The 18,935-nt window shown below is 63.6% G+C and carries 15 protein-coding genes and 1 riboswitch; of the genes, 8 read left to right on the forward strand and 7 right to left on the reverse strand.

Going from position 1 to position 18,935, the window contains the following annotated elements:
• Positions 1 to 51: 51 nt before the first annotated feature.
• A complete protein-coding gene (locus FSY45_RS20675) occupies positions 52 to 519 on the reverse strand; it encodes a DUF1801 domain-containing protein (protein ID WP_046460884.1) in 468 nt (155 codons plus the stop codon).
• A 139-nt stretch (positions 520 to 658) separates the two neighbouring features.
• Positions 659 to 1,594, reverse strand: coding sequence for a LysR substrate-binding domain-containing protein (locus FSY45_RS20680; RefSeq protein ID WP_148748370.1), 936 nt, complete (start codon positions 1,592 to 1,594; stop codon positions 659 to 661).
• Between the two features lie 111 nt (positions 1,595 to 1,705).
• Between FSY45_RS20680 and FSY45_RS20685 the strand changes: the two genes are divergently transcribed.
• The 4 genes from FSY45_RS20685 to hpaI all read left to right on the forward strand — a co-directional run bounded on the left by FSY45_RS20685 (position 1,706) and on the right by hpaI (position 6,758).
• Positions 1,706 to 2,689 carry a tripartite tricarboxylate transporter substrate binding protein gene (locus FSY45_RS20685; RefSeq protein WP_046460886.1) on the forward strand — a complete coding sequence of 328 codons (984 nt, stop codon included), beginning with the start codon at positions 1,706 to 1,708 and terminating at the stop codon, positions 2,687 to 2,689.
• Between the two features lie 58 nt (positions 2,690 to 2,747).
• The gene (locus tag FSY45_RS20690; RefSeq protein ID WP_003069384.1) at positions 2,748 to 4,277 is read left to right on the forward strand and encodes a UxaA family hydrolase; all 1,530 of its coding nucleotides are present in this window, start codon (positions 2,748 to 2,750) and stop codon (positions 4,275 to 4,277) included.
• A 62-nt stretch (positions 4,278 to 4,339) separates the two neighbouring features.
• Complete coding sequence (locus FSY45_RS20695) at positions 4,340 to 5,821, forward strand: NAD-dependent succinate-semialdehyde dehydrogenase (protein WP_046460887.1); 1,482 nt, start codon at positions 4,340 to 4,342, stop codon at positions 5,819 to 5,821.
• A 133-nt stretch (positions 5,822 to 5,954) separates the two neighbouring features.
• Positions 5,955 to 6,758, forward strand: a complete 804-nt coding sequence (hpaI, locus tag FSY45_RS20700; protein WP_046460888.1) for a 4-hydroxy-2-oxoheptanedioate aldolase — start codon at positions 5,955 to 5,957, stop codon at positions 6,756 to 6,758.
• Positions 6,759 to 6,928: 170 nt separating this feature from the next.
• Here the strand turns inward: hpaI and FSY45_RS20705 are convergent, their stop codons facing one another.
• From FSY45_RS20705 to FSY45_RS20715, 3 genes are all read right to left on the reverse strand, one after another.
• Entirely contained in the window at positions 6,929 to 9,535 is a 2,607-nt protein-coding gene (locus FSY45_RS20705; RefSeq protein WP_046460929.1) for an EAL domain-containing protein, read from the reverse strand.
• A 259-nt stretch (positions 9,536 to 9,794) separates the two neighbouring features.
• The gene (locus tag FSY45_RS20710) at positions 9,795 to 10,709 is read right to left on the reverse strand and encodes an EamA family transporter (protein ID WP_046460889.1); all 915 of its coding nucleotides are present in this window, start codon (positions 10,707 to 10,709) and stop codon (positions 9,795 to 9,797) included.
• A 112-nt stretch (positions 10,710 to 10,821) separates the two neighbouring features.
• Entirely contained in the window at positions 10,822 to 11,376 is a 555-nt protein-coding gene (locus tag FSY45_RS20715) for a hypothetical protein (RefSeq protein ID WP_003069368.1), read from the reverse strand.
• Positions 11,377 to 11,470: 94 nt separating this feature from the next.
• Here FSY45_RS20715 and FSY45_RS20720 point away from each other — a divergent pair, with 94 nt between their 5' ends.
• Positions 11,471 to 11,824 (forward strand): hypothetical protein, encoded by a 354-nt coding sequence (locus FSY45_RS20720; protein ID WP_003069365.1) that lies wholly within the window; start codon positions 11,471 to 11,473, stop codon positions 11,822 to 11,824.
• A gap of 58 nt (positions 11,825 to 11,882) precedes the next feature.
• Here the strand turns inward: FSY45_RS20720 and pmbA are convergent, their stop codons facing one another.
• On the reverse strand, positions 11,883 to 13,304 hold the full coding sequence (gene pmbA / locus FSY45_RS20725) for a metalloprotease PmbA (protein ID WP_046460890.1): 1,422 nt from the start codon (positions 13,302 to 13,304) through the stop codon (positions 11,883 to 11,885).
• 65 nt (positions 13,305 to 13,369) lie between these two features.
• On the opposite strand from pmbA, the gene yjgA reads away from it, so the two are divergent.
• The 3 genes from yjgA to FSY45_RS20740 all read left to right on the forward strand — a co-directional run bounded on the left by yjgA (position 13,370) and on the right by FSY45_RS20740 (position 16,234).
• Positions 13,370 to 14,053 (forward strand): ribosome biogenesis factor YjgA, encoded by a 684-nt coding sequence (yjgA, locus tag FSY45_RS20730; protein WP_034409367.1) that lies wholly within the window; start codon positions 13,370 to 13,372, stop codon positions 14,051 to 14,053.
• The gene (gene mog, locus FSY45_RS20735) at positions 14,046 to 14,663 is read left to right on the forward strand and encodes a molybdopterin adenylyltransferase (RefSeq protein WP_046460930.1); all 618 of its coding nucleotides are present in this window, start codon (positions 14,046 to 14,048) and stop codon (positions 14,661 to 14,663) included. Before yjgA ends, mog begins: the two co-directional genes overlap by 8 nt.
• 362 nt (positions 14,664 to 15,025) lie before the next feature.
• On the forward strand, positions 15,026 to 16,234 hold the full coding sequence (locus tag FSY45_RS20740; protein ID WP_046460891.1) for an ABC transporter substrate-binding protein: 1,209 nt from the start codon (positions 15,026 to 15,028) through the stop codon (positions 16,232 to 16,234).
• 304 nt (positions 16,235 to 16,538) lie between these two features.
• Here FSY45_RS20740 and thiC read toward each other — a convergent pair whose 3' ends face one another.
• On the reverse strand, positions 16,539 to 18,482 hold the full coding sequence (thiC, locus tag FSY45_RS20745) for a phosphomethylpyrimidine synthase ThiC (protein WP_046460892.1): 1,944 nt from the start codon (positions 18,480 to 18,482) through the stop codon (positions 16,539 to 16,541).
• 258 nt (positions 18,483 to 18,740) lie between these two features.
• Positions 18,741 to 18,858, reverse strand: a riboswitch (TPP riboswitch).
• Between the last annotated feature and the right edge of the window lie 77 nt (positions 18,859 to 18,935).

The raw sequence follows: 18,935 nt of genomic DNA on the forward strand, positions 1-18,935 counted from the left end.
CACCGGGTGCTTTTGCACGCCTGCACGCCCAGGGCCACCGGCTGCGGCGAGCTAGGCTGCAGGCCGCGGTTTGGCTTTGGCTTGCGAAGCCGGTTTTCTGGCCGACTGGGCCTGGGCATTGCGCTGCGCAGCGGCCTGCACCAGTGCCTGGAACGCTGCGGCGTCAAGCGCATCGCCCAGATGCAGGTCTATGGCCCGGCGCGTGGCGCCTTCAAGACTGGCATTGAACAGGCCGGCCGGATCGGCCAGGGCCGCGCCATGCGCGAAGGTCAGCTTGACCACGGCCTTGTAGGTCTCGCCCGTGCACAGGAAGCCGTCCTGCGACCATACGGGCGTTCCGCGCCATTTGAGCTCTTCCACCACGGCGGGCAAGGCCTCGTGGATCAGCGCGCGCACGCGAGCCAGCATGGCGCCGCGCCAGTCGTCCAGGCCGGCAATCCTGGCATCGATCAGAGCCGAGGCCTCGGGGCCGCTGACAGGCTCGGCCGAAGGTGCGGGCATGGGTGGCAAGGCGGTCATAGATGGGTCTCCATGGTTGGACCAAGAATCATGCCCGGCACAAGGCTCAAGACATGGGACAAGGATTGCACCACGGTAGCACGCCAGAGCAGAGCGGCTCCAGAGGGCCAGCCCGCCCTATATCAGGCTCATTCCAGGCTCAGCCCAGCTCCCCTGCAACCTCGCGCAGGCATTCGACCAGCAAGCCCGTGGTCGGCGTCAGCGGCTGGCCGCGCAAGGTGATCAGGCCGACGGGCGGCAGATCGATGGGCACGCCCAGATCCAGCATGGCCAGCGTACCCAGGGCAGCATGGCAGCGGGCCACGCCACGCGCCATGAAGGCCACGGCGCCGCGCTGGTGCACAAAGGTCAGCTGCGAGAGAAAGGATGCGGTCTCCACGATGTCGGCTGGCGGGTGCAGGCCGTGGGCATAGAACTGCTGCTCCAGCTTCACGCGCAGCGAGGCCCAGGGCGGCGGCAGCACGCAGGGCTGGCCCGCCAGGGCCTGCCAGCTGGCCGCACCCGGCGCCAGCAGCGCATGACCGGGCCGCACCACGGCCACCATGGGATCGTCGTACAGCGCCTCGGTCTCCAGGTCGGGCGCGGCATAGCCGGGCTCCAGCCGTCCCACGAACAGATCCAGCTCGCCCAGGCGCAGCTTGGGCAGCAAGCGCGTCAGGTCCCCCTCCTCCACCATCACCGTGGTCTGGTCCGAACGCGCTTTCAACCGCTCCACGGCGCGCGCCAGCAGCACCGGCGTGGCCACCACCATGGCGCCCACACTGGCGCGCCCGCGGGCACCGCTGGCCTCGGCAACCATCTCGTCGCGCGTGCGTTCGAAACCGGCCAGCACCGAGCGCGCAAACCGCACCATGCTGACACCAGCTGCCGTGGGCTCGGTCCCGCGCGTGGAGCGCTCGAACAGCACCATGTCCAGCATGCGTTCGACCTCGGCCAGGGTCTTGGAGACGGCGGGCTGGGTCACTGCCAGAAACTCGGCCGCACGGCCCAGGTGACGGAACTGGTCCAGCGCCACCAGCAACTGCAGATGGCGCAGCTTGAGGTTGGAGCGCAGCACACGATCGATCTTGCTCATGGGGCTTTATTACCTAATAGTTATGAAGAGAGTCTATCTTTTCATTGGATTGTCATGGAGCAGTTTTGAACAATCGGGGCTGGCAGTTCAAATAACGACAGGAGACAAGCGATGATCCCCCCACGCGACAGCCGACGCAGTTTTGTGCTCGGCGCCCTCGGCGCAGCCACGCTCGGCAGTTCCACCCGCCTGCTGGCCCAGACCTGGCCCGAGCGCCCCATCACCTTCATCTGCCCCTGGCCTGCCGGCGGCACGGCCGACCAGTCTATGCGCGCGCTGTGCACCGTGGCCAGCCGCATCCTGGGCCAGGCGATTGCGGTGGAAAACCGAGCCGGAGCCTCCGGCATGATCGGCTCCAAGGCCCTGGCCTCGGCCAAACCCGACGGCTACACCATCGGCCAGATCCCGATCTCGGTCACGCGCTTCTCCCAGCTTGGCACGCTGCAGGCCGATCCGCGCAAGGACTACACCTATATCGCGCGTACCTCGGGCCAGACCTTCGGCATCGCCGTACCGGCCAACTCGCGCTTCAAGACCCTGCAGGACTTCGTCGCCGCTGCCAAGGCCAAGCCCGGCAGCATCACCTACGCCCACGCCGGCGTTGGCGGCGCCACCCATGTGGGCATGGAGGAGTTTGCGGCTGCAGCCGGCATCCAGCTCAGCCATGTTCCCTACAAGGGCGGCGCCGAGGCGCTGCAGGGCGTGCTGGGCGGCCATGTGGATGCGCTGGCCGACTCCAGCTCCTGGGCTCCGCATGTGGAAGCCGGCAAGCTGCGCCTGCTGGCCACCTGGGGCGAGCAGCGCACGCCGCGCTTCAAGGAGGTGCCCACGCTCAAGGACCTGGGCTACAACGTGGTCGTCGATGCGCCCAACGGCATCGGCGCGCCCAAGGGCCTGCCGCCCGCCGTCGAAGCCAAGCTGCGCGATGCCTTCCGCCAGGCCGTGGCCAGCCCCGAGTTCAAGTCCGTGGCCGACAGGCTGGACGCGCCCTTGCTCTACCTGGACGGCCCCGACTACGCCAAATATGTGAACACGATCTACCAGAAGGAAACCGTGCTCATCGACAAACTCAAGCTACGCGACCTGATGCGCTGACGCGCCGCGTCCCCACCGCATCCTCACCGCCGCAAGCCCGCCATCCCCGGACTCCAAGATGCTCTCCTCCTCTTCTTCCCTGCTGCACCTGCACCCCAACGACAATGTGCTGGTGGCCAAGACCGCCCTGGCCCTGGGCCAGGACATTCCCGAGCTGGGAGTGCGCACGCGCGCCCAGGTGCCGGCCGGTCACAAGATCGCGGCACGCCGCATCGCCGAGGGCGAGCAGGTCAAGAAGTACGACACGGTGATCGGCGTCGCCACACGCGACCTGGAGCCTGGCGACTATGTGCACAGCCACAACCTCAAGCTGGTGGACTACTACCGCGACCCCTCGTTCGGTGCCGACGTACGGCCCGTGGACTACGTGCCCGAAGAACAGCGCGCCACTTTCCAGGGGTTTGAGCGAGCGGGCGGCGGCGTGGGCACGCGCAACTTCATCGGCATCCTGTCCTCGGTCAACTGCTCGGCCACCGTGATCAAGCGCATCGCCGCCCACTTCACGCCCGAGCGGCTGGCAGCCTTTCCCAATGTGGATGGCGTGGCCGCCTTTGCCCAGAACAGCGGCTGTGGCATGTCCTCGCCCAGCGAGCACTTCGACGTGCTGCGCCGTACCCTGGCCGGCTATGCGCGCCACCCCAACCTGGCGGGCGTGCTCATCGTGGGTCTGGGCTGCGAACGCAACCAGGTCGATGCATTGGTGGATTCGCAAGGCCTCAAGGAAGGTCAGTTGCTGCGCACCCTGGTGATGCAGGAAGTGGGCGGCACGCGCGCCACCATAGCGGCCGGTATTGCCGCCATCGAAGAAATGCTGCCCATCGCCAACCAGGCCCAGCGCAGCACCGTCGCTGCCAGCCACCTCAAGATCGGCCTGGAATGCGGCGGCTCGGACGGTTTTTCGGGCATCACGGCCAACCCCGGCCTGGGCGCGGCCATGGACATTCTGGTGCGCCACGGCGGCACGGCCATTCTGTCCGAGACGCCCGAGATCCACGGCGTGGAGTTCATGCTCACGCGCCGCGCCATCAGTCCCGAAGTCGGCCAGAAGCTGCTGGACCGCCTGGCCTGGTGGGAACGCTATGCAGCCGGCCAGAACGCCCAGTTTAACGGCGTGGTCGGCCATGGCAACCAGGCCGGCGGCCTGGCCAACATCTTTGAAAAATCCCTGGGCAGCGCCATGAAGGGCGGCACCACGCCGCTGCGCGCCGTCTATGAATACGCCGAGCCCATCACCGAGCACGGCTTCGTCTTCATGGACTCGCCTGGCTACGACCCCGTGGCCTCCACGGGCCAGATCGCCAGCGGCGCCCAATTGATCTGCTTCACCACGGGCCGCGGCTCCATGTTCGGCAGCAAGCCTGCACCCACCATCAAGCTGGCCAGCAACACGCCCATGTACCAGCGCCTGCAGGAAGACATGGACATCAACTGCGGCGTGGTCGTCGACGGAGAGCTGAGCGTGCCCGAGCTGGGCCAGCAGATCTTCGAGCAGATCCTGCGCCATGCCAGCGGCGAACCAACCAAGAGCGAAGCCTTGGGACTGGGCGACCACGAATTCGTGCCCTGGCATCTGGGCATCGTGAGCTGAAGAAAACGCATCTTCCAGAGCTTTGCGCCCTTATCCGACCTTCACTTTCTGCGATTTTCACCATGAACGCCACGCCACTCAGACTGCAACGCACCGAACTGCAGCGCAGCGCCAACTTCATCGCCGGCGCCTGGACGCCTGCTGCCAGCGGCGCCAGCTTTGCCGTGACCGATCCGGCCACGAGCAACACCATCACCAGCGTGCCAGATTCCGGTGCGGCCGATGCGCGCGCCGCCGTGGACGCCGCCCAGGCGGCCCTGCCTGCCTGGCGCAAGCTGCCGGCCAAGCAGCGCGCTGCCATCATCAAGCGCTGGAACGATCTGGTGCTGGCCCATCAGGACGATCTGGGCACGCTGATCTCGCTGGAGCAGGGCAAGCCCCTGGCCGAAGGCAAGGGCGAAGTCGCCTATGCCGCCAGCTATATCGAATGGTTCGGCGAGGCCGCCACGCGCATGAATGGCGAAGTCATTCCCGCGCCCGTGCCGGGCCGGCGCATGTTCGCCCTGCTCGAACCCGTGGGCGTGGTCGCCGCCATCACGCCCTGGAATTTCCCGGCCGCCATGATTGCGCGCAAGATCGCGCCGGCCCTGGCTGCGGGCTGCACCGTGGTCTGCAAGCCGGCCGAGGACACACCGCTGACCTCGCTGGCCCTGGTGCTGCTGGCACATGAAGCCGGCGTGCCTGCCGGCGTGCTCAATATCGTCACGGCCTCGCGCGAGCGCACGCCCGAGGTGGTCGATCAATGGCTGGATGACAGCCGCGTGCGCAAGATCACCTTCACCGGCTCCACGCCCGTGGGCAAGCACTTGGCGCGCCGCAGCGCCGACACCCTCAAAAAGCTCTCGCTCGAACTGGGCGGCAATGCGCCCTTCATCGTTTTCGAGGACGCCGATGTGGCAGCCGCCGTGGACGGCTTCATGGCCGCCAAGTTCCGCAACGGCGGCCAGACCTGCGTCTGCCCCAACCGCGTCTTTGTGCACCGCTCGGTGCACGAGGCCTTTGCCCAGCAACTCAGCGCCCGTGTGGCGGCCCTGCACGTGGGCCCGGCCAGCGACCCGGCCTCGCAGATCGGCCCCATGATCAACGACCGCTCGGTCGAGAAAATCACCCGCCATGTGGAGGACGCGGTGGCCAAGGGCGCCAAGGTGCTCACGGGCGGCCGTCGCCTGCCCGAGCTGGGTCCCACCTACTACGCCCCCACCGTGCTCTCGGGTGCCACTGCGGCCATGGCCTGCGCCTGCGAAGAGACCTTCGGCCCCGTGGCCCCGCTGACCATGTTCGACGACGAGGCCGAGGTCATCGCCGCAGCCAACGACACGCCGTTCGGTCTGGCCGCCTATTTCTACAGCCAGGACCTACGCCGCATCTGGCGCGTCGCCGATGCCCTGGAATCGGGCATCGTGGGGATCAACGAAGGCGCACTGGCCGCCGAGGCCGCCCCCTTTGGCGGTGTCAAGGAGTCAGGCTACGGCCGCGAAGGCTCGACCCACGGGCTCGACGATTACCTGCACATCAAATACGTCTGCCAAGGTGGGTTGGATTGAATGCAGGACACCACCCTGAAGAGCTGCGCGGCCAGCCCTGGCTCTTGCTTGGCGTCTCTGGCTTGGGCCGCGCCAGTTACAGGCGCCGCGCCTATTCACCTGCACTCAGCCCTTTCACTGAATCGAGACCCCCATGCCCGCACTGAATCCCTTCAAGACCGCCATCGCCGCACGCCAGCCCCAGATCGGGCTGTGGCTGTCCATGGCCGCCCCCTACCTGGCCGAAGCTGCCGCCACCACAGGCTATGACTGGCTGCTGATCGACGGCGAGCATGCGCCCAACGATCTGCGCAGCACCCTGGCCGCACTGCAGGCCGTGGCCCCGCACCCGGCTCAGCCGGTGGTGCGAGTCGTGGAAGGCAGCACAGCCCTGATCAAGCAGATGCTGGATATCGGCGTCAAGACGCTGCTCGTGCCCATGGTGGACACGGCAGACCAGGCCCAGGCCATCGTGGCCGCCACGCAATACCCGCCCCTTGGCGTGCGCGGCGTCGGCAGTGCCGTGGGACGAGCCTCTCAGTGGAGCAGCCGCGCCGACTATCTGAATGTGGCCGACGACGAGGTCTGTCTGCTGGTGCAGGCCGAGACCACCACGGCCCTGAAAAATCTCGAAGCCATCTGCGCCGTGGACGGCGTGCATGGCGTCTTCATAGGTCCTGCCGACCTGGCAGCCTCCATGGGCCACCGCGGCAACCCCGGCCACCCCGAGGTGCAGGCCGCCATCGAGGCAGCGATGCAGACCATTGTTGCCAGCGGCAAGGCTGCAGGTACGCTGACCTCGGACCCCGCGCTGGCACAGCGCTACCTTCAACTCGGCTGCAGCTTTGTGGCCGTGGGTGTGGATGTGTTGATGTTCGTGAATGCCGCGCGCAAGCTGCGTACCCAGTTTGCCGGCGCCACGGTGGCGGCCCCGGCACTGCCAGGAGCCGCCTACTGAAGCCTTGAGGCACAACGTTGAAGTTGCAACCATGCTCGCATATCCTGACGAAGATGCCGAACAGCCGCCAAAGCCAGGGCAGCATGACAATGCGCGTGGCCTCTCAGCCACATCTGCACATCACTTCATCGCTGCCGGAGCGATCTGTGCCGAACCTCCGCACGACAAGTTCATGCAGCGACGGCGCCTGGCGCGGTCGACACCGGAGAAGCCGGGTTGGCAGCCAGCCAATGCTCAAACTCCTTCGGTGCCAGCGGCCGGGCGAACAGAAAGCCTTGCGCCACCGGGTAGCCCTGCTCGCACAGCATCACGCTCTGCGTTGACGTCTCCACCCCTTCCGCCACCACGGTCAGGTGCAGACTCTTGCCAATGCCCAAAATAGCACTGCTCAACGCCCGAGCCGCCTCGTCATGTTCAAGATCGGCCACGAAGCTGCGATCCAGCTTGAGTTCGCTGACCGGCAGCCGGCGCAGATAGCTGAGGCTGGAGTAGCCGGTGCCAAAATCATCCATGGACAGGCGCACTCCATGCGCATGCACCTCGTTGATGGTCTTCATGGTGCTGGGGTTGGTGTCCAGCAAAATGCTTTCCGTCAGCTCCAGGGTCAGGTCCTGCGGCACCAGATCGTTTCGGTCCAGCGTGTCGGCGATCATTCGTGGCAAATCCAGATTGTGAAAGCTCGATGGCGACAGATTGACCGACACCGCGGGGACTTCCATCCCTTTGGCGCGCCACTGCGAGAGCTGGCGACAGGCCTCTTCCAATGCCCAGCTGCCCAGGTCGGCAATCAGCCCGCACTCTTCGGCCAGCGGGATGAAGCGGGCTGGCGAAATCTCGCCCAGCTCGGCATGGGTCCAGCGCGCCAGGGCCTCCACGCCATACAGACGGCCGGTGGCCATTTCGATCTGAGGCTGATAGTGCAGGCGCAGGCCGCCGCTTTTGAGCGCCTTGCGCAGTGCAGTCTCCAATGCCAGGCGCTCCTGGGCCAAGCGGTTCATTTCGCTGCTGAAGAAACAGAAACGGCCGCGCCCCTTGCTCTTGGCCTGGTACATGGCCATGTCGGCGCGGTGCACCAGGGTCTCCATATCCCGGCCGTCCATGGGAAACATTGCAATGCCCACGCTGGCGGATATGGACAGCGAGGTGTCGGCAATATTCAGGGGCTCTGCCAGCAGCTCCTGCAGGCGTTCGATGGTATTGGCCACATGCTCCGCATCGCATTGCGGCAGCACGGCAACAAACTCGTCACCCGACAAACGCCCGGCAATATCGGAGCTGCGCAGCACGCGCTGTAATCGCGTCGCGACATTGCGCAGCAATTCATCCCCCACAGGATGACCCAGAGAATCATTGACCTGCTTGAACCGGTCCAGGTCGATGAACAGCACCGCCAACTGCTCGTCATTGCCGGCAGCTGATGCAATCGCCTGATCGGCCTTGGCCTGCAGCAGGCTTCGATTGGGCAATCCGGTCAGTCCGTCGTAGAAAGCCAGCTGACGAATGCGCGCGCGCGACAGCTCACGCTCCAGCGCCAGGGCGCATAGATGGATGCAGGCATCCACCAGTTGCTGGTGAAAAGCCGAGGCATCCCCGGTCAGCTGCTCCCGGTAATAGAACGCGAAAGTACCGATCGGCTTGCCGCCGCTGTTGCAGATGGGAGTGGACCAGCAGGCTTTGAACCCCAGCGGCAGGATCAGGTGCTTGAAATCCGTCCACAACGGATCATGTGCAATATCGTCCACCAGCACCGGCGCGTTGCGCCAGGCCGCCGTTCCGCAGGAGCCCACATTCGGCCCTATGGCCACCCCGTCTAGCAGCGCTGAATAAGAATGCGGCAGGCTTGGTCCGGCCAGCGGGTGAAGCAGCCCCTGGGCATCCACCTCGAGAATCGATGCCGTCACCTCCGGAGCAATCCTCTCGACCTCCTGGCACACCATCTCCAGCACCTCCACCAGCGGCCGCTCGCGCGCCATGGCTTCCAGCACTCGGTGCTGCAAGGCCTCATGCATCTTGGAGCGCGTGATATCGGTCAGCATCGAAACCGTGTATTGCCAGCGCCCGTCCGCGTCGAGGATGGGGTTGCTGATGACCTTGGCCCAGTAGCGCTGTCCATGCTTGCCGACCACGATTTCCTCACGCCCCACAGGCTGGCCGGCGCGCAATTCTGCGCGATAGTGGTCCACAAAGGCCTCGGACGCCTGAGGAGCCAGCAAGGCAATCGGCATGCGCCCCGCGACCTCCTCGGTGCGCCAGCCGAACATGCGCGTAAAGCCGCCGTTGACATGCACGATGCGTGAGCTTCCATCACTGATGACCACTGCCGTGTCGGAGGCATCGGCCACCAGGGACAAGCGACGCAAGTGCTCCTGCTGCGCCTGCTCCCGGGCTCGCCGCTGCGTGACGTCGGTAGCGATCTTCAGAATATGCATCACCCGGCCCTGGGCATCCATCACCGGTGAATAGGTAGCCTCCAGCCAGCAACTGCTGCCATCGCTGCGTAGTCGCTCCACCACTCCGGAGTAGGCATTGCCTGCGCACAGATGCGTCCAGATTTCCCGATACCTGGCACTGTCGGCCAGACGCGCAGAGCAAAAGCTGCGATGTGGGCGGCCCAGAGACTGCTCACGCGTAAAGCCCATAAGCTGCAGATAGTTGTCATTGGCACGGTGCAACGACCCATCCAGGCCAAATTCAGCCATGGCCATGACCCTGTCCAAGGCCTGCAGCTGGGCCAGCTGCAGCTCAGGAGGCATCGCGCCAATATCTCCCTCTCGCATCATTATTCCTTTGCATATTCGCATCCCAGGCCGGCTCGAATCCGGAATGGAAAAGTCATGCTTTTATCTGGATGCAGGCAATAATAATGACGAAAACGAGATTCAATATTCGTGATTCAGTCCAAGTGTTCAAAAAAACTTTGATCGACAACAGCTATTGACTTGCGAGCCCGTGCTGCGCTGGCAAAGTACTCTGCCAGGCAGTCACCAGCCGCTGCGGCAGAGCAGCGGTGTGCCCGGCTATCAGCCAGCCGGTGTCTCAGCGTCGCCATTTGCCGCCAAATTGGTTGACCACCATGCCCAGCAGAACGCCCAGCGTGCCCAGCCATTGCAGGCCATTGGGAGCTTCTCCCAGCAGCAGCATGGCCGACAGCAGACCGATCACCGGCACCAGCAGCGACAAAGGGGCCACGGTGCTGGCTGCATAGCGCTGCAGCAACCGCGTCCACAGACCATAGCCCAGCAAGGTGGACAGAAAAGCCAGATAGGCGATCACCCCAAGCTCGCTCCAGCCTATGGACTGCAGCTGCGAAGCCACCGAATCCGCGCCATCCACCCACAGGGACAGCAACAGCAGCGGCATCATGGGGAAGACGCTGGTCCAGACGATGAAGGACACCGGCTCATACGAGCCTTGCTTGGCCGCCATCCGCGTCAGCAGATTCGAGCCGGCCCACATGGCTGCGGCGCCCACGGTCAGCACAAAACCGATCAGCGTCATATCCGATGTCCCCTCGCCATGGGCTGCACCGATCAGCAGCAGTCCTGCCAGTGCGATGAGCAGGCCCAGCCATTGCCAGCGCTGCGGTTTCTCGTGCAAGAACGCAGCCGCCAGCAGCATGGTGATAAAGGCCTGGGTCTGAAGCACCACGGATGCCATGCCGGCAGGCATGCCCAGCTTCATGCCGGTGAACAGCAGGCCGAACTGCCCGACCCCTTGCACCAGGCCGTAGGCGGCCAGCAGACCCCAGGAAAGATTTTTGGGCGGACGCACGAACAGCAGAAACGGCAACGATGCCGCGGCAAAGCGCAGCGCGCACAGCAGCAGGGGCGAGAGCTTGGCCAGCCCCCACTTCATGACCACGAAATTAAGACCCCAGACCACGATGACGATGATGGCGCTGAGCCAGTCCGGACGGCTCATGCCGGAGGTGGGTGAGGATGCAGAACTCATGACACTGACAACTGATATTGGATTTTCTAGATCAAGCCCCCTAGTATGACTTGCCATCAGTCATGACTGGCTGCGAAAGCGGTCAAATCGAGTACCGGGACTGCAAACGGTCTTACTTGAGCAGATACCGGTCCACTTTGATCGGCAGCATGAGCAAGGCCTTGAATACATACAGGACGATCAAAGTGCCGCTGAAGTCGCCCAGAATCATCACCAGAAGCTGGTCCATCTGAAAACCATCCCCTATGACCACGGACCAGGCCTGGTGCAGCAAAGCATTGCTCAGTCCGTAAATGACACTGAGCCACAGCAGGCGACGCGGCGTGAGATCACTGAGAGATCGCCCGAGCCCCATCCATTTGCGAGCTGCGCAATAGGTGCCATAAGGGGCAAGCGTGGCCATGATGCCGCCCGCAAATGCCCGCAGCCAGTCATCCGGGAAAAAGTAGAAGTTGCAGACCAGCCATGACACGACGAAAAGCCCGGCCACGCCCGCCTCCGCAAAAAGCAGAGTACAAAGCAGACGAGCGCCTGCAGGCAGGTAAATCCAGTTGACGCCCCTGACAAATTCCAGTTCGGAGAAAATCCACTGATTAAGAGCCAGCATCGCCAGGAACAGCAAAGCCGTGATAACCGCCACCGAAAATTGCGTCCAAATGTTCTTCATGCGCTGCCGCCGAGCTTGTTCACTGTCTGCACAGTATTATGAGTGCCGTTTATTCGCTCTTCGTTAGCGGCGCGTCGTCTGTTTTTGCCTTCTCATGCCAAAGTCCCTGTCTGCCGATATCTATTTACGCTTTTTGCACCTGGCAGCGACCATCCGCAACCTGCCAGTGCTGCCCGCACTGGATCCACTGGAGGAACGCCTGCTGGAGCAAATTGCCAATGCCGGCACGCGCCAGGAGCGTCTTTGCGTCCGGGATCTGATGGCCCAGCGTGAACTCGGGTCTCCGGCCACGATTCACACCCGTCTGAAGTCCATGCGCCAGAAAGGCTGGATCCTGCTGGCCGATACCGAGGATGCCAGACGCAAGCAGATCGAGCTCAGTGCCGATGCCCACAAGCATTTCGAGAAACTCTCGCACTGCATAGTTCAGGCCGCAGCCGAGAGCTGATGCAGAAATGAAAAAAGCAGCCGCCGGGCTGCTTTTTTCATGGAGCGACGAACAGCGATCAGCTGCCGGCCACCTTCATGCGATTGATCAGCATGGAGCCCACGGTCTTGGCACCGTAGTTGTAGGCATCGGCTCCGATGGCCTCAATGCCCTTGAACATGGTCTTGAGGTTGCCCGCGATCGTGATTTCGTCCACGGGGAAAGCGATCTCGCCGTTCTCCACCCAGAAGCCGCTGGCGCCGCGCGAATAGTCGCCGGTCACATAGTTCACGCCCTGCCCCATCAGCTCGACCACAAACAGGCCCGTGCCCAGCTTCTTGAGCATGGCATCCAGATCGTCACCCGCCTTGGTGCGGCGCGAAGTCATGACCAGATTGTGCGAGCCGCCGGCATTGCCCGTGGTCTTCATGCCCAGCTTGCGCGCCGAGTAGCTGGACAGGAAATAGCCTTCCACGCGGCCGGCATCGACCACCTTGCGAGCCTGCACGCGCACGCCCTCTTCGTCAAAGGGCGAGCTGCCCTTGCCGCCCAGGACAAAGGGGTCTTCCTCGACATCGATGTGCTTGGGGAAGATGGGCTTGCCCATGGAGTCGAGCAAGAACGTGCTCTTGCGATAGAGGGCGCTGCCGCTGACGGCCTGCACAAAGCTGCCCAGCAGGCCGGCGGCCAGCGGAGACTCGAACAGCACCGGGCATTCGGTGGTCGGGATCTTGCGGCTGCCCAGACGGCTCAGCGTGCGCTCTGCGGCGTAGCGGCCCACGGCTTCTGGCGAGGCCAGATCTGCAGCATTGCGCATGGAGCTGTACCAGTAGTCGCGCTGCATCTCGCCATTCTTGCCGGGCAACTTGGCGATGGGCGCCACCGACATGCTGTGGCGCGAGCTGGCGTAGCCGCCGCGAAAACCGTTGGTATGGGCCGTGAAGAAATGGCTTTGCTGGGCCGAGACGCCCGCACCTTCGCTGTTGCTCACGCGACGGTGGGTCTTGAAGGCGGCCTCCTCGCAGCGCAGCGCCATCTCCGCAGCGGCTTCGCTGGTGATATCCCAGGGATGGAACAGATCCAGATCGCGATGCGTGCCGGGCAGCGCGATATCTGCGCTGTCGGGCAGGCGGGCAAACGGGTCTTCTGCGGTGAAGCGCGCGATGTCATAGGCGGCCTGCACGGTCTGCTTGATGGCGGCTTCGGAGAAGTCCGAGGTGCTGGCATTGCCCCGGTGCTGACCCAGATAGACGGTCACGCCCAGCGACTTGTCGCGGTTGCGCTCCACGGTCTCCAGCTGGCCCTTGCGCACGCTGACCGACAGGCCGCAGCCCTCGGAAGCCTCGGCGCCGGCGTCCGTCGCACCCAGCTTTTTGGCATGCTGCAAAGCCTGGTCCACCAGCCCCTCGAAAAAGGCTTGGCTGAAGCTGAAACCGGCTTGCGGTGCGGATTGGGCCTGTGCACTGGAAGTGCTTGTATTGCTGGAGCGAGGTTTTTTCATAGCGGCGGATATGATAGCCGCCACTGCGGCGCCCTCTGCGCTGCCACCGATATTGCCCCCTTACCATGTCACGCAAACCCACCAAAGGCTATTTTGTTCGCGGAAAGTTCGTTGCCGAAGGCAGCGAGCTGGACCTTGAGCTGAAGGCCGAACTCAAAGGCACTTACGATTCCACCAAGACCGACCTCAAGCGCGAAAGTGATGCGCTGCAGGATCTGGGCAAGGAGCTGATGACGCTGCGCAGCGACCTCTTCAAGCGTCTGCAGCTGTCCGACCAACTGATCGACGCGCTGGCCGAAGCCAAGCGCATCACCAACTTCGAAGGCAAGCGCCGCCAGATGCAATATGTCGGCAAGCTCATGCGCAAGCTGACGCCGGAACAGGTCGCAGCCGTGAAGCAGGCGCTGGACGAGCAGCGCAATGGCTCGGCCAGCGAAAAAATGTCGCTGCAGGTGGCCGAGCAATGGCGCGACCGCCTGATCGTCGAGGAAGCGGCCCTGTCCATCTGGCTGGAGCATTTCCCCGGCACCGATGTGCAGCAGCTGCGCTCGCTGATCCGCCAGTCGCGCAAGGACATCGACAAGGCCAAGGAGCAAGCCGCCGCAGCGGCCGCTGCCGCCGGCCCCGATGCCGAACCCAAGGAAGTCAGCAAGGGCCGCGCCTACCGCGACCTGTTCCAACTGGTGCGCGAGCAACTGGCCAGCGCCGGCAAGGCCGGTGCGAGCGCCGAGGATGACGGCGATGAGTGATGCGCCCGTATCCGTATATCTTCACGATGCCGTGAAGATCGGCATCGTCTCCATCAGCGACCGCGCCAGCAGCGGCGTCTATGAAGACAAGGGCCTGCCCGCGCTGCAGGAATGGCTGAGCCGCGCGCTCAAGAACCCCATCCAGTTCGAGCCGCGCCTGATTCCCGACGAGCAGGCCGGCATCAGCGCGGCGCTGATCGAGCTGGTCGATGCAGGCTGCAGCCTGGTGCTGACCACCGGCGGTACCGGCCCCGCGCTGCGCGATGTGACGCCCGAGGCCACTTTGGCCGTGGCCCACAAGGAAATGCCGGGCTTTGGCGAGCAGATGCGCCAGATCAGCCTGGCTTTTGTGCCCACGGCCATACTCTCGCGCCAGGTGGCGGTGATACGCGGCAGCAGCCTGATCATCAATCTGCCGGGACAGCCCAAGGCGATTGCCGAGACGCTGGAAGGCCTCAAGGACGCCGACGGCAAATCCAAGGTCAACGGCATCTTTGCTGCCGTGCCCTACTGCATCGACCTGATCGGCGGCCCCTATCTCGAGACCCATGACGAGATCTGCAAGGCCTTTCGCCCCAAGACCGCGATTCGCGCGCCGCGCACTGCATAGCCTGCAGCGCCAGGTGCAATCCCTGCCAAAACATCCACCAAAGCAGCCTGCGGGCTGCTTTTTTCATGGTGCTCACGTGGCATGGCTGCTGCGGGTATCTCGCTGCAATCGCTATCAGAATAAAAGCAATTTGCGCCTTTCATCCATGGACTTCAGCAATAAATCCATCTGAAACCTATGAACAAAAAGCGCTAGCAGCTATCAAAGATGGTGTATCCCTTGGGATTTCCCGCAAGTGCTTGCCCCGATGCCAGACGCAATCGCCACCCCTAGCATGTTTGCTGCGATGCAGCGACGGCGGCCACCCGCCAACCGGACGCTGCACGCTCTCTCCACATTTCTCATAATTTTCAGGAGACTCCATGCATCGCTTGTCCCAGTCTGCGCCCACTGCTTCCCTGCTGGCTCTCGCCCTGACGGCGGCCTTCGCGGCTCCCGCCATGGCACAGGAAAAAGTCAAGATCGGCTTCATCACCGACATGTCCAGCCTCTATGCCGATGTGGAAGGCAAAAACGGTGCCGTTGCCATACAGATGGCGATTGACGACTTTGGCGGCAAGGTACTGGGCAAGCCCATCGAGCTGCTGACAGCCGACCACCAGAACAAGGCAGATATCGCGGCCAGCAAGGCCCGCGAATGGATAGACACCCAGGGCATCAGCTTGGTGTTCGGCGGCACCAACTCCGCCACGGCCCTTGCCATGGCCAAGGTCGCACAGGAGAAAAAGCGCGTCTTTATCGACAATGGCGCGGGCAGCTCGGCTCTGACCAACGAGCAATGCAGCCCCTATACCGTGCACTACGCCTTCGATACCGTGGCCCTGGCCAAGGGCACGGGCGGTGCCGTGGTGGACACGGGCGGTAAGAGCTGGTTCTTTGTGACGGCCGACTATGCCTTCGGCCACGCCCTGGAAGCCGACACCAGCAAGATCATCGAAGCACGTGGCGGCAAGGTGCTGGGCTCGGTCAAGACGCCGCTCAACGCCAGCGACTTCTCTAGCTTCATGCTGCAGGCCCAGAACAGCAAGGCGCAGATTCTGGGCCTGGCCAATGCCGGCGGAGACACCATCAACTCCATCAAGGCGGCCAAGGAATTCGGCGTCACCAAGAACATGAAGCTGGCCGGCCTGCTGGTCTTCTTCAGCGACATCCACAGCCTGGGCCTGAAGAACACCGAAGGCATGCAGTTCACCGCCCCCTGGTACTGGGACATGAACGATGGCTCGCGCAAGTTTGCCGACGCCTTCATGACCAAGACCCAGCGCCGCCCCAGCGAGATCCAGGCTGCCGACTACTCGGCCACCATGAACTACCTCAAGGCCGTGGAAAAAGCCGGCACGCTCGATGCCGACAAGGTCATGGCCACCTTGAAAAGCACCAAGATCGACGACTTCTTCGGCCAGGGCTATATCCGTGAAGACGGCCGCTATGTGCACGATATGTACCTGATGCAGGTCAAGTCGCCGGCCGAATCCAAGGGCACCTGGGACTATTACAAGATCATCAAGAAGCTGCCAGCCGAGCAGATCTGGACCACCAAGGCGGAAAGCAAATGCCAGTACTGGCGGTGACCTGAACCCGCGAGGCATACGCCCCGCATCGGCACAACGGACAGCAAGCCGCGGCAGCTGTCCGTTTTTTCATGGCAGCAGTTCCAGCAGCTCCAAGCGTCAATCCGCAACAAACTTACATCGCGATATTTGCGCCTTATCGAGATGGACCTGACGGGCCGCGTCCCCAGCGCCCCTTTCCAAGCCGAACGCCGCAGCCCTGCGGCATCACTCGGCAAAAAGGCAGGCCCTGCGGCCTGCATTTTTCATGGCGACGGGCAAAAGCGCTTGATGCACAAGTGCCGCAGCCCGGCTTCAGCTCAGGTCAACGTGCCGTGGTGTCGGTCGAGGCATTGACGATGGGAATGTAGAAATCGCCGCCCGCCTGATTGAACTCCGCCGCCTTGGCCTGCATGCCCACGGCAATGCTGTTCTCGGCGCTCACGCCTTGCTGCTTGGCAAAGTCGCGCACTTCCTGGGTGATCTTCATGGAGCAGAACTTGGGTCCGCACATGGAGCAGAAATGGGCCACCTTGGCGCTGTCCTTGGGCAGGGTTTCGTCGTGGTAGGCCTGGGCCGTGTCGGGATCCAGTCCCAGGTTGAACTGGTCCTGCCAGCGGAAGTCGAAGCGCGCCAGGGAGAGCGCATCGTCACGCGAACGCGCGCCCGGATGGCCCTTGGCGACATCCGCGGCATGGGCCGCAATCTTGTAGGCGATGATGCCCTGCTTGACGTCGTCTCGGTCGGGCAGACCCAGATGCTCCTTGGGCGTGACATAGCACAGCATGGCCGTGCCGAACCAGCCGATCATGGCCGCGCCGATGGCGCTGGCGATGTGGTCGTAGCCGGGGGCGATGTCTATGGTCAGCGGGCCCAGGGTGTAGAACGGGGCCTCGTGGCAGTGCTTGAGCTGCTCGGTCATGTTCTGCTGGATCATGTGCATGGGCACATGGCCAGGGCCTTCGATCATGGTCTGCACATCGTGCTTCCAGGCGATCTGCGTCAGCTCGCCCAGCGTGGCCAGCTCGGCAAACTGGGCATCGTCGTTGGCATCCGACGCGCAGCCGGGACGCAGGCCATCGCCCAGCGAGAAGCTCACGTCATACTGCTTCATGATGTCGCAGATGTCCTCGAAATGTTCGTAGAGGAAGCTCTCGCGGTGATGAGCCATGCACCACTTGGCCATGATGGAGCCGCCGCGCGAGACGATGCCGGTGCGGCGCTGGGCCGTGAGGTGGATGTAGGCCAGGCGCACGCCGGCGTGGATGGTGAAGTAGTCCACGCCCTGCTCGGCCTGCTCGACCAGCGTGTCGCGAAAGATCTCCCAGGTCAGATCCTCGGCAATGCCGCCGACCTTTTCCAGCGCCTGATAGATGGGCACGGTGCCGATGGGCACGGGCGAGTTGCGCACAATCCAGTCGCGCGTGGTGTGGATGTTCTTGCCGGTGGACAGGTCCATGACATTGTCCGCGCCCCAGCGAATGGCCCAGACCAGCTTTTCCACCTCTTCCTCGATGCTGGAAGTCACGGCCGAATTGCCGATGTTGGCGTTGATCTTGACCTTGAAATTGCGGCCGATGGCCATGGGCTCGATTTCAGGGTGGTTGATATTGGCCGGAATGATGGCGCGGCCGCGCGCCACTTCGTCGCGCACGAATTCGGGTGTGATGATCTTCGGGATCGCCGCGCCCAGGCTGTTGCCGGCCAGGCGCAGCTCGCGCGCCGCGTCCTGCTGGTACTGCGCCATCCATTCACGGCGACCGTTTTCACGCAGGGCCACATACTCCATCTCGGGCGTGATGATGCCGCGCTTGGCATAGTGCATCTGGGTCACGTTCTGGCCTGATTTGGCACGGCGCGGCTGGCGCTGCAGCGCGGCCGCCTCGGCGCGCAGCTGGGCCACGCGCGCATCTTCCTCGCCGCGCTTGCCGCCGTCGTCCAGCGCCACACGCAGGCGACCCACGTAGTATTCGCTGTCGCCGCGCGCTTCGATCCAGGCACCTCGCACGCTGGGCAAGCCCTGGCGCACGTCGATCTGTACGGCGGGATCGGTATAGGGGCCCGAGGTGTCGTAGACGCTGACCTGCTCTCCATTGGTGAGCGCAATATCGCGCACCGGCACACGCAGCTGCGGATGCAGCGCGCCACTCAGATAGCTCTTGGTCGATGCGGGAAACGGCTGGCGCGACTGAGCCAGCAGCTCGGCAAAACGGGCGGCATCGGGGGCATGACCTGCAGCAGGCGTAAAAATGGAATCAGGGGCGTTCATCGCAGTCTCCTCAAAGCGGTTGAAGTGCATCAAACGCTCCGTGGAGTGCGGCCCTGCTCTGATCTTGCCCTGCACTGGCCCGGCCCGCTATGGGTATCCGGCCTGTGCCGCCGAAATTCTGCAATTTCGGCCTGGTTCTTCACGCACCGGCTGTCCAGAAAAGACAAAACCCCAGTGCGCGAGGCGCCTGGGGTTTGCTGTGCCTATGACTTTCAGGGCTGGCACTCGTGCCAGTTGCCCTGTCAATCCATCGGCCCTGCGTCAGGGTCCCGCTCTTCTTCCGCCGGTATGAACCGGATCAAGTTCGTCGGGTTCGCCTGCACTGTTTTCACAGTGACTGGCATCTCAGCGCTTTCGCACACCCCGGAGCTGCACGCAGTATAGGCTGGTTTTGCCACAATTTGCGCACTCTTGAAGCTGTTTAACTATCCTGACCCTCAAGCGTCTAATCCG

Source organism: Comamonas sp. Z1 (assembly GCF_008121555.1).
Classification (GTDB): Bacteria; Pseudomonadota; Gammaproteobacteria; order Burkholderiales; family Burkholderiaceae_C; genus Comamonas; species Comamonas thiooxydans.

Coding starts and splice junctions, on each gene's coding strand:
- hpaI (WP_046460888.1), top strand. CDS start 5,955: ATGCCCGCACTGAATCCCTTCAAGACCGCCATCGCCGCACGCCAGCCC.
- FSY45_RS20690 (WP_003069384.1), top strand. CDS start 2,748: ATGCTCTCCTCCTCTTCTTCCCTGCTGCACCTGCACCCCAACGACAAT.
- FSY45_RS20675 (WP_046460884.1), bottom strand. CDS start 519: ATGACCGCCTTGCCACCCATGCCCGCACCTTCGGCCGAGCCTGTCAGC.
- pmbA (WP_046460890.1), bottom strand. CDS start 13,304: ATGAAAAAACCTCGCTCCAGCAATACAAGCACTTCCAGTGCACAGGCC.
- FSY45_RS20720 (WP_003069365.1), top strand. CDS start 11,471: ATGCCAAAGTCCCTGTCTGCCGATATCTATTTACGCTTTTTGCACCTG.
- FSY45_RS20680 (WP_148748370.1), bottom strand. CDS start 1,594: ATGAGCAAGATCGATCGTGTGCTGCGCTCCAACCTCAAGCTGCGCCAT.
- FSY45_RS20740 (WP_046460891.1), top strand. CDS start 15,026: ATGCATCGCTTGTCCCAGTCTGCGCCCACTGCTTCCCTGCTGGCTCTC.
- mog (WP_046460930.1), top strand. CDS start 14,046: ATGAGTGATGCGCCCGTATCCGTATATCTTCACGATGCCGTGAAGATC.
- FSY45_RS20695 (WP_046460887.1), top strand. CDS start 4,340: ATGAACGCCACGCCACTCAGACTGCAACGCACCGAACTGCAGCGCAGC.
- FSY45_RS20710 (WP_046460889.1), bottom strand. CDS start 10,709: ATGAGTTCTGCATCCTCACCCACCTCCGGCATGAGCCGTCCGGACTGG.
- yjgA (WP_034409367.1), top strand. CDS start 13,370: ATGTCACGCAAACCCACCAAAGGCTATTTTGTTCGCGGAAAGTTCGTT.
- thiC (WP_046460892.1), bottom strand. CDS start 18,482: ATGAACGCCCCTGATTCCATTTTTACGCCTGCTGCAGGTCATGCCCCC.
- FSY45_RS20705 (WP_046460929.1), bottom strand. CDS start 9,535: ATGCGAGAGGGAGATATTGGCGCGATGCCTCCTGAGCTGCAGCTGGCC.
- FSY45_RS20715 (WP_003069368.1), bottom strand. CDS start 11,376: ATGAAGAACATTTGGACGCAATTTTCGGTGGCGGTTATCACGGCTTTG.
- FSY45_RS20685 (WP_046460886.1), top strand. CDS start 1,706: ATGATCCCCCCACGCGACAGCCGACGCAGTTTTGTGCTCGGCGCCCTC.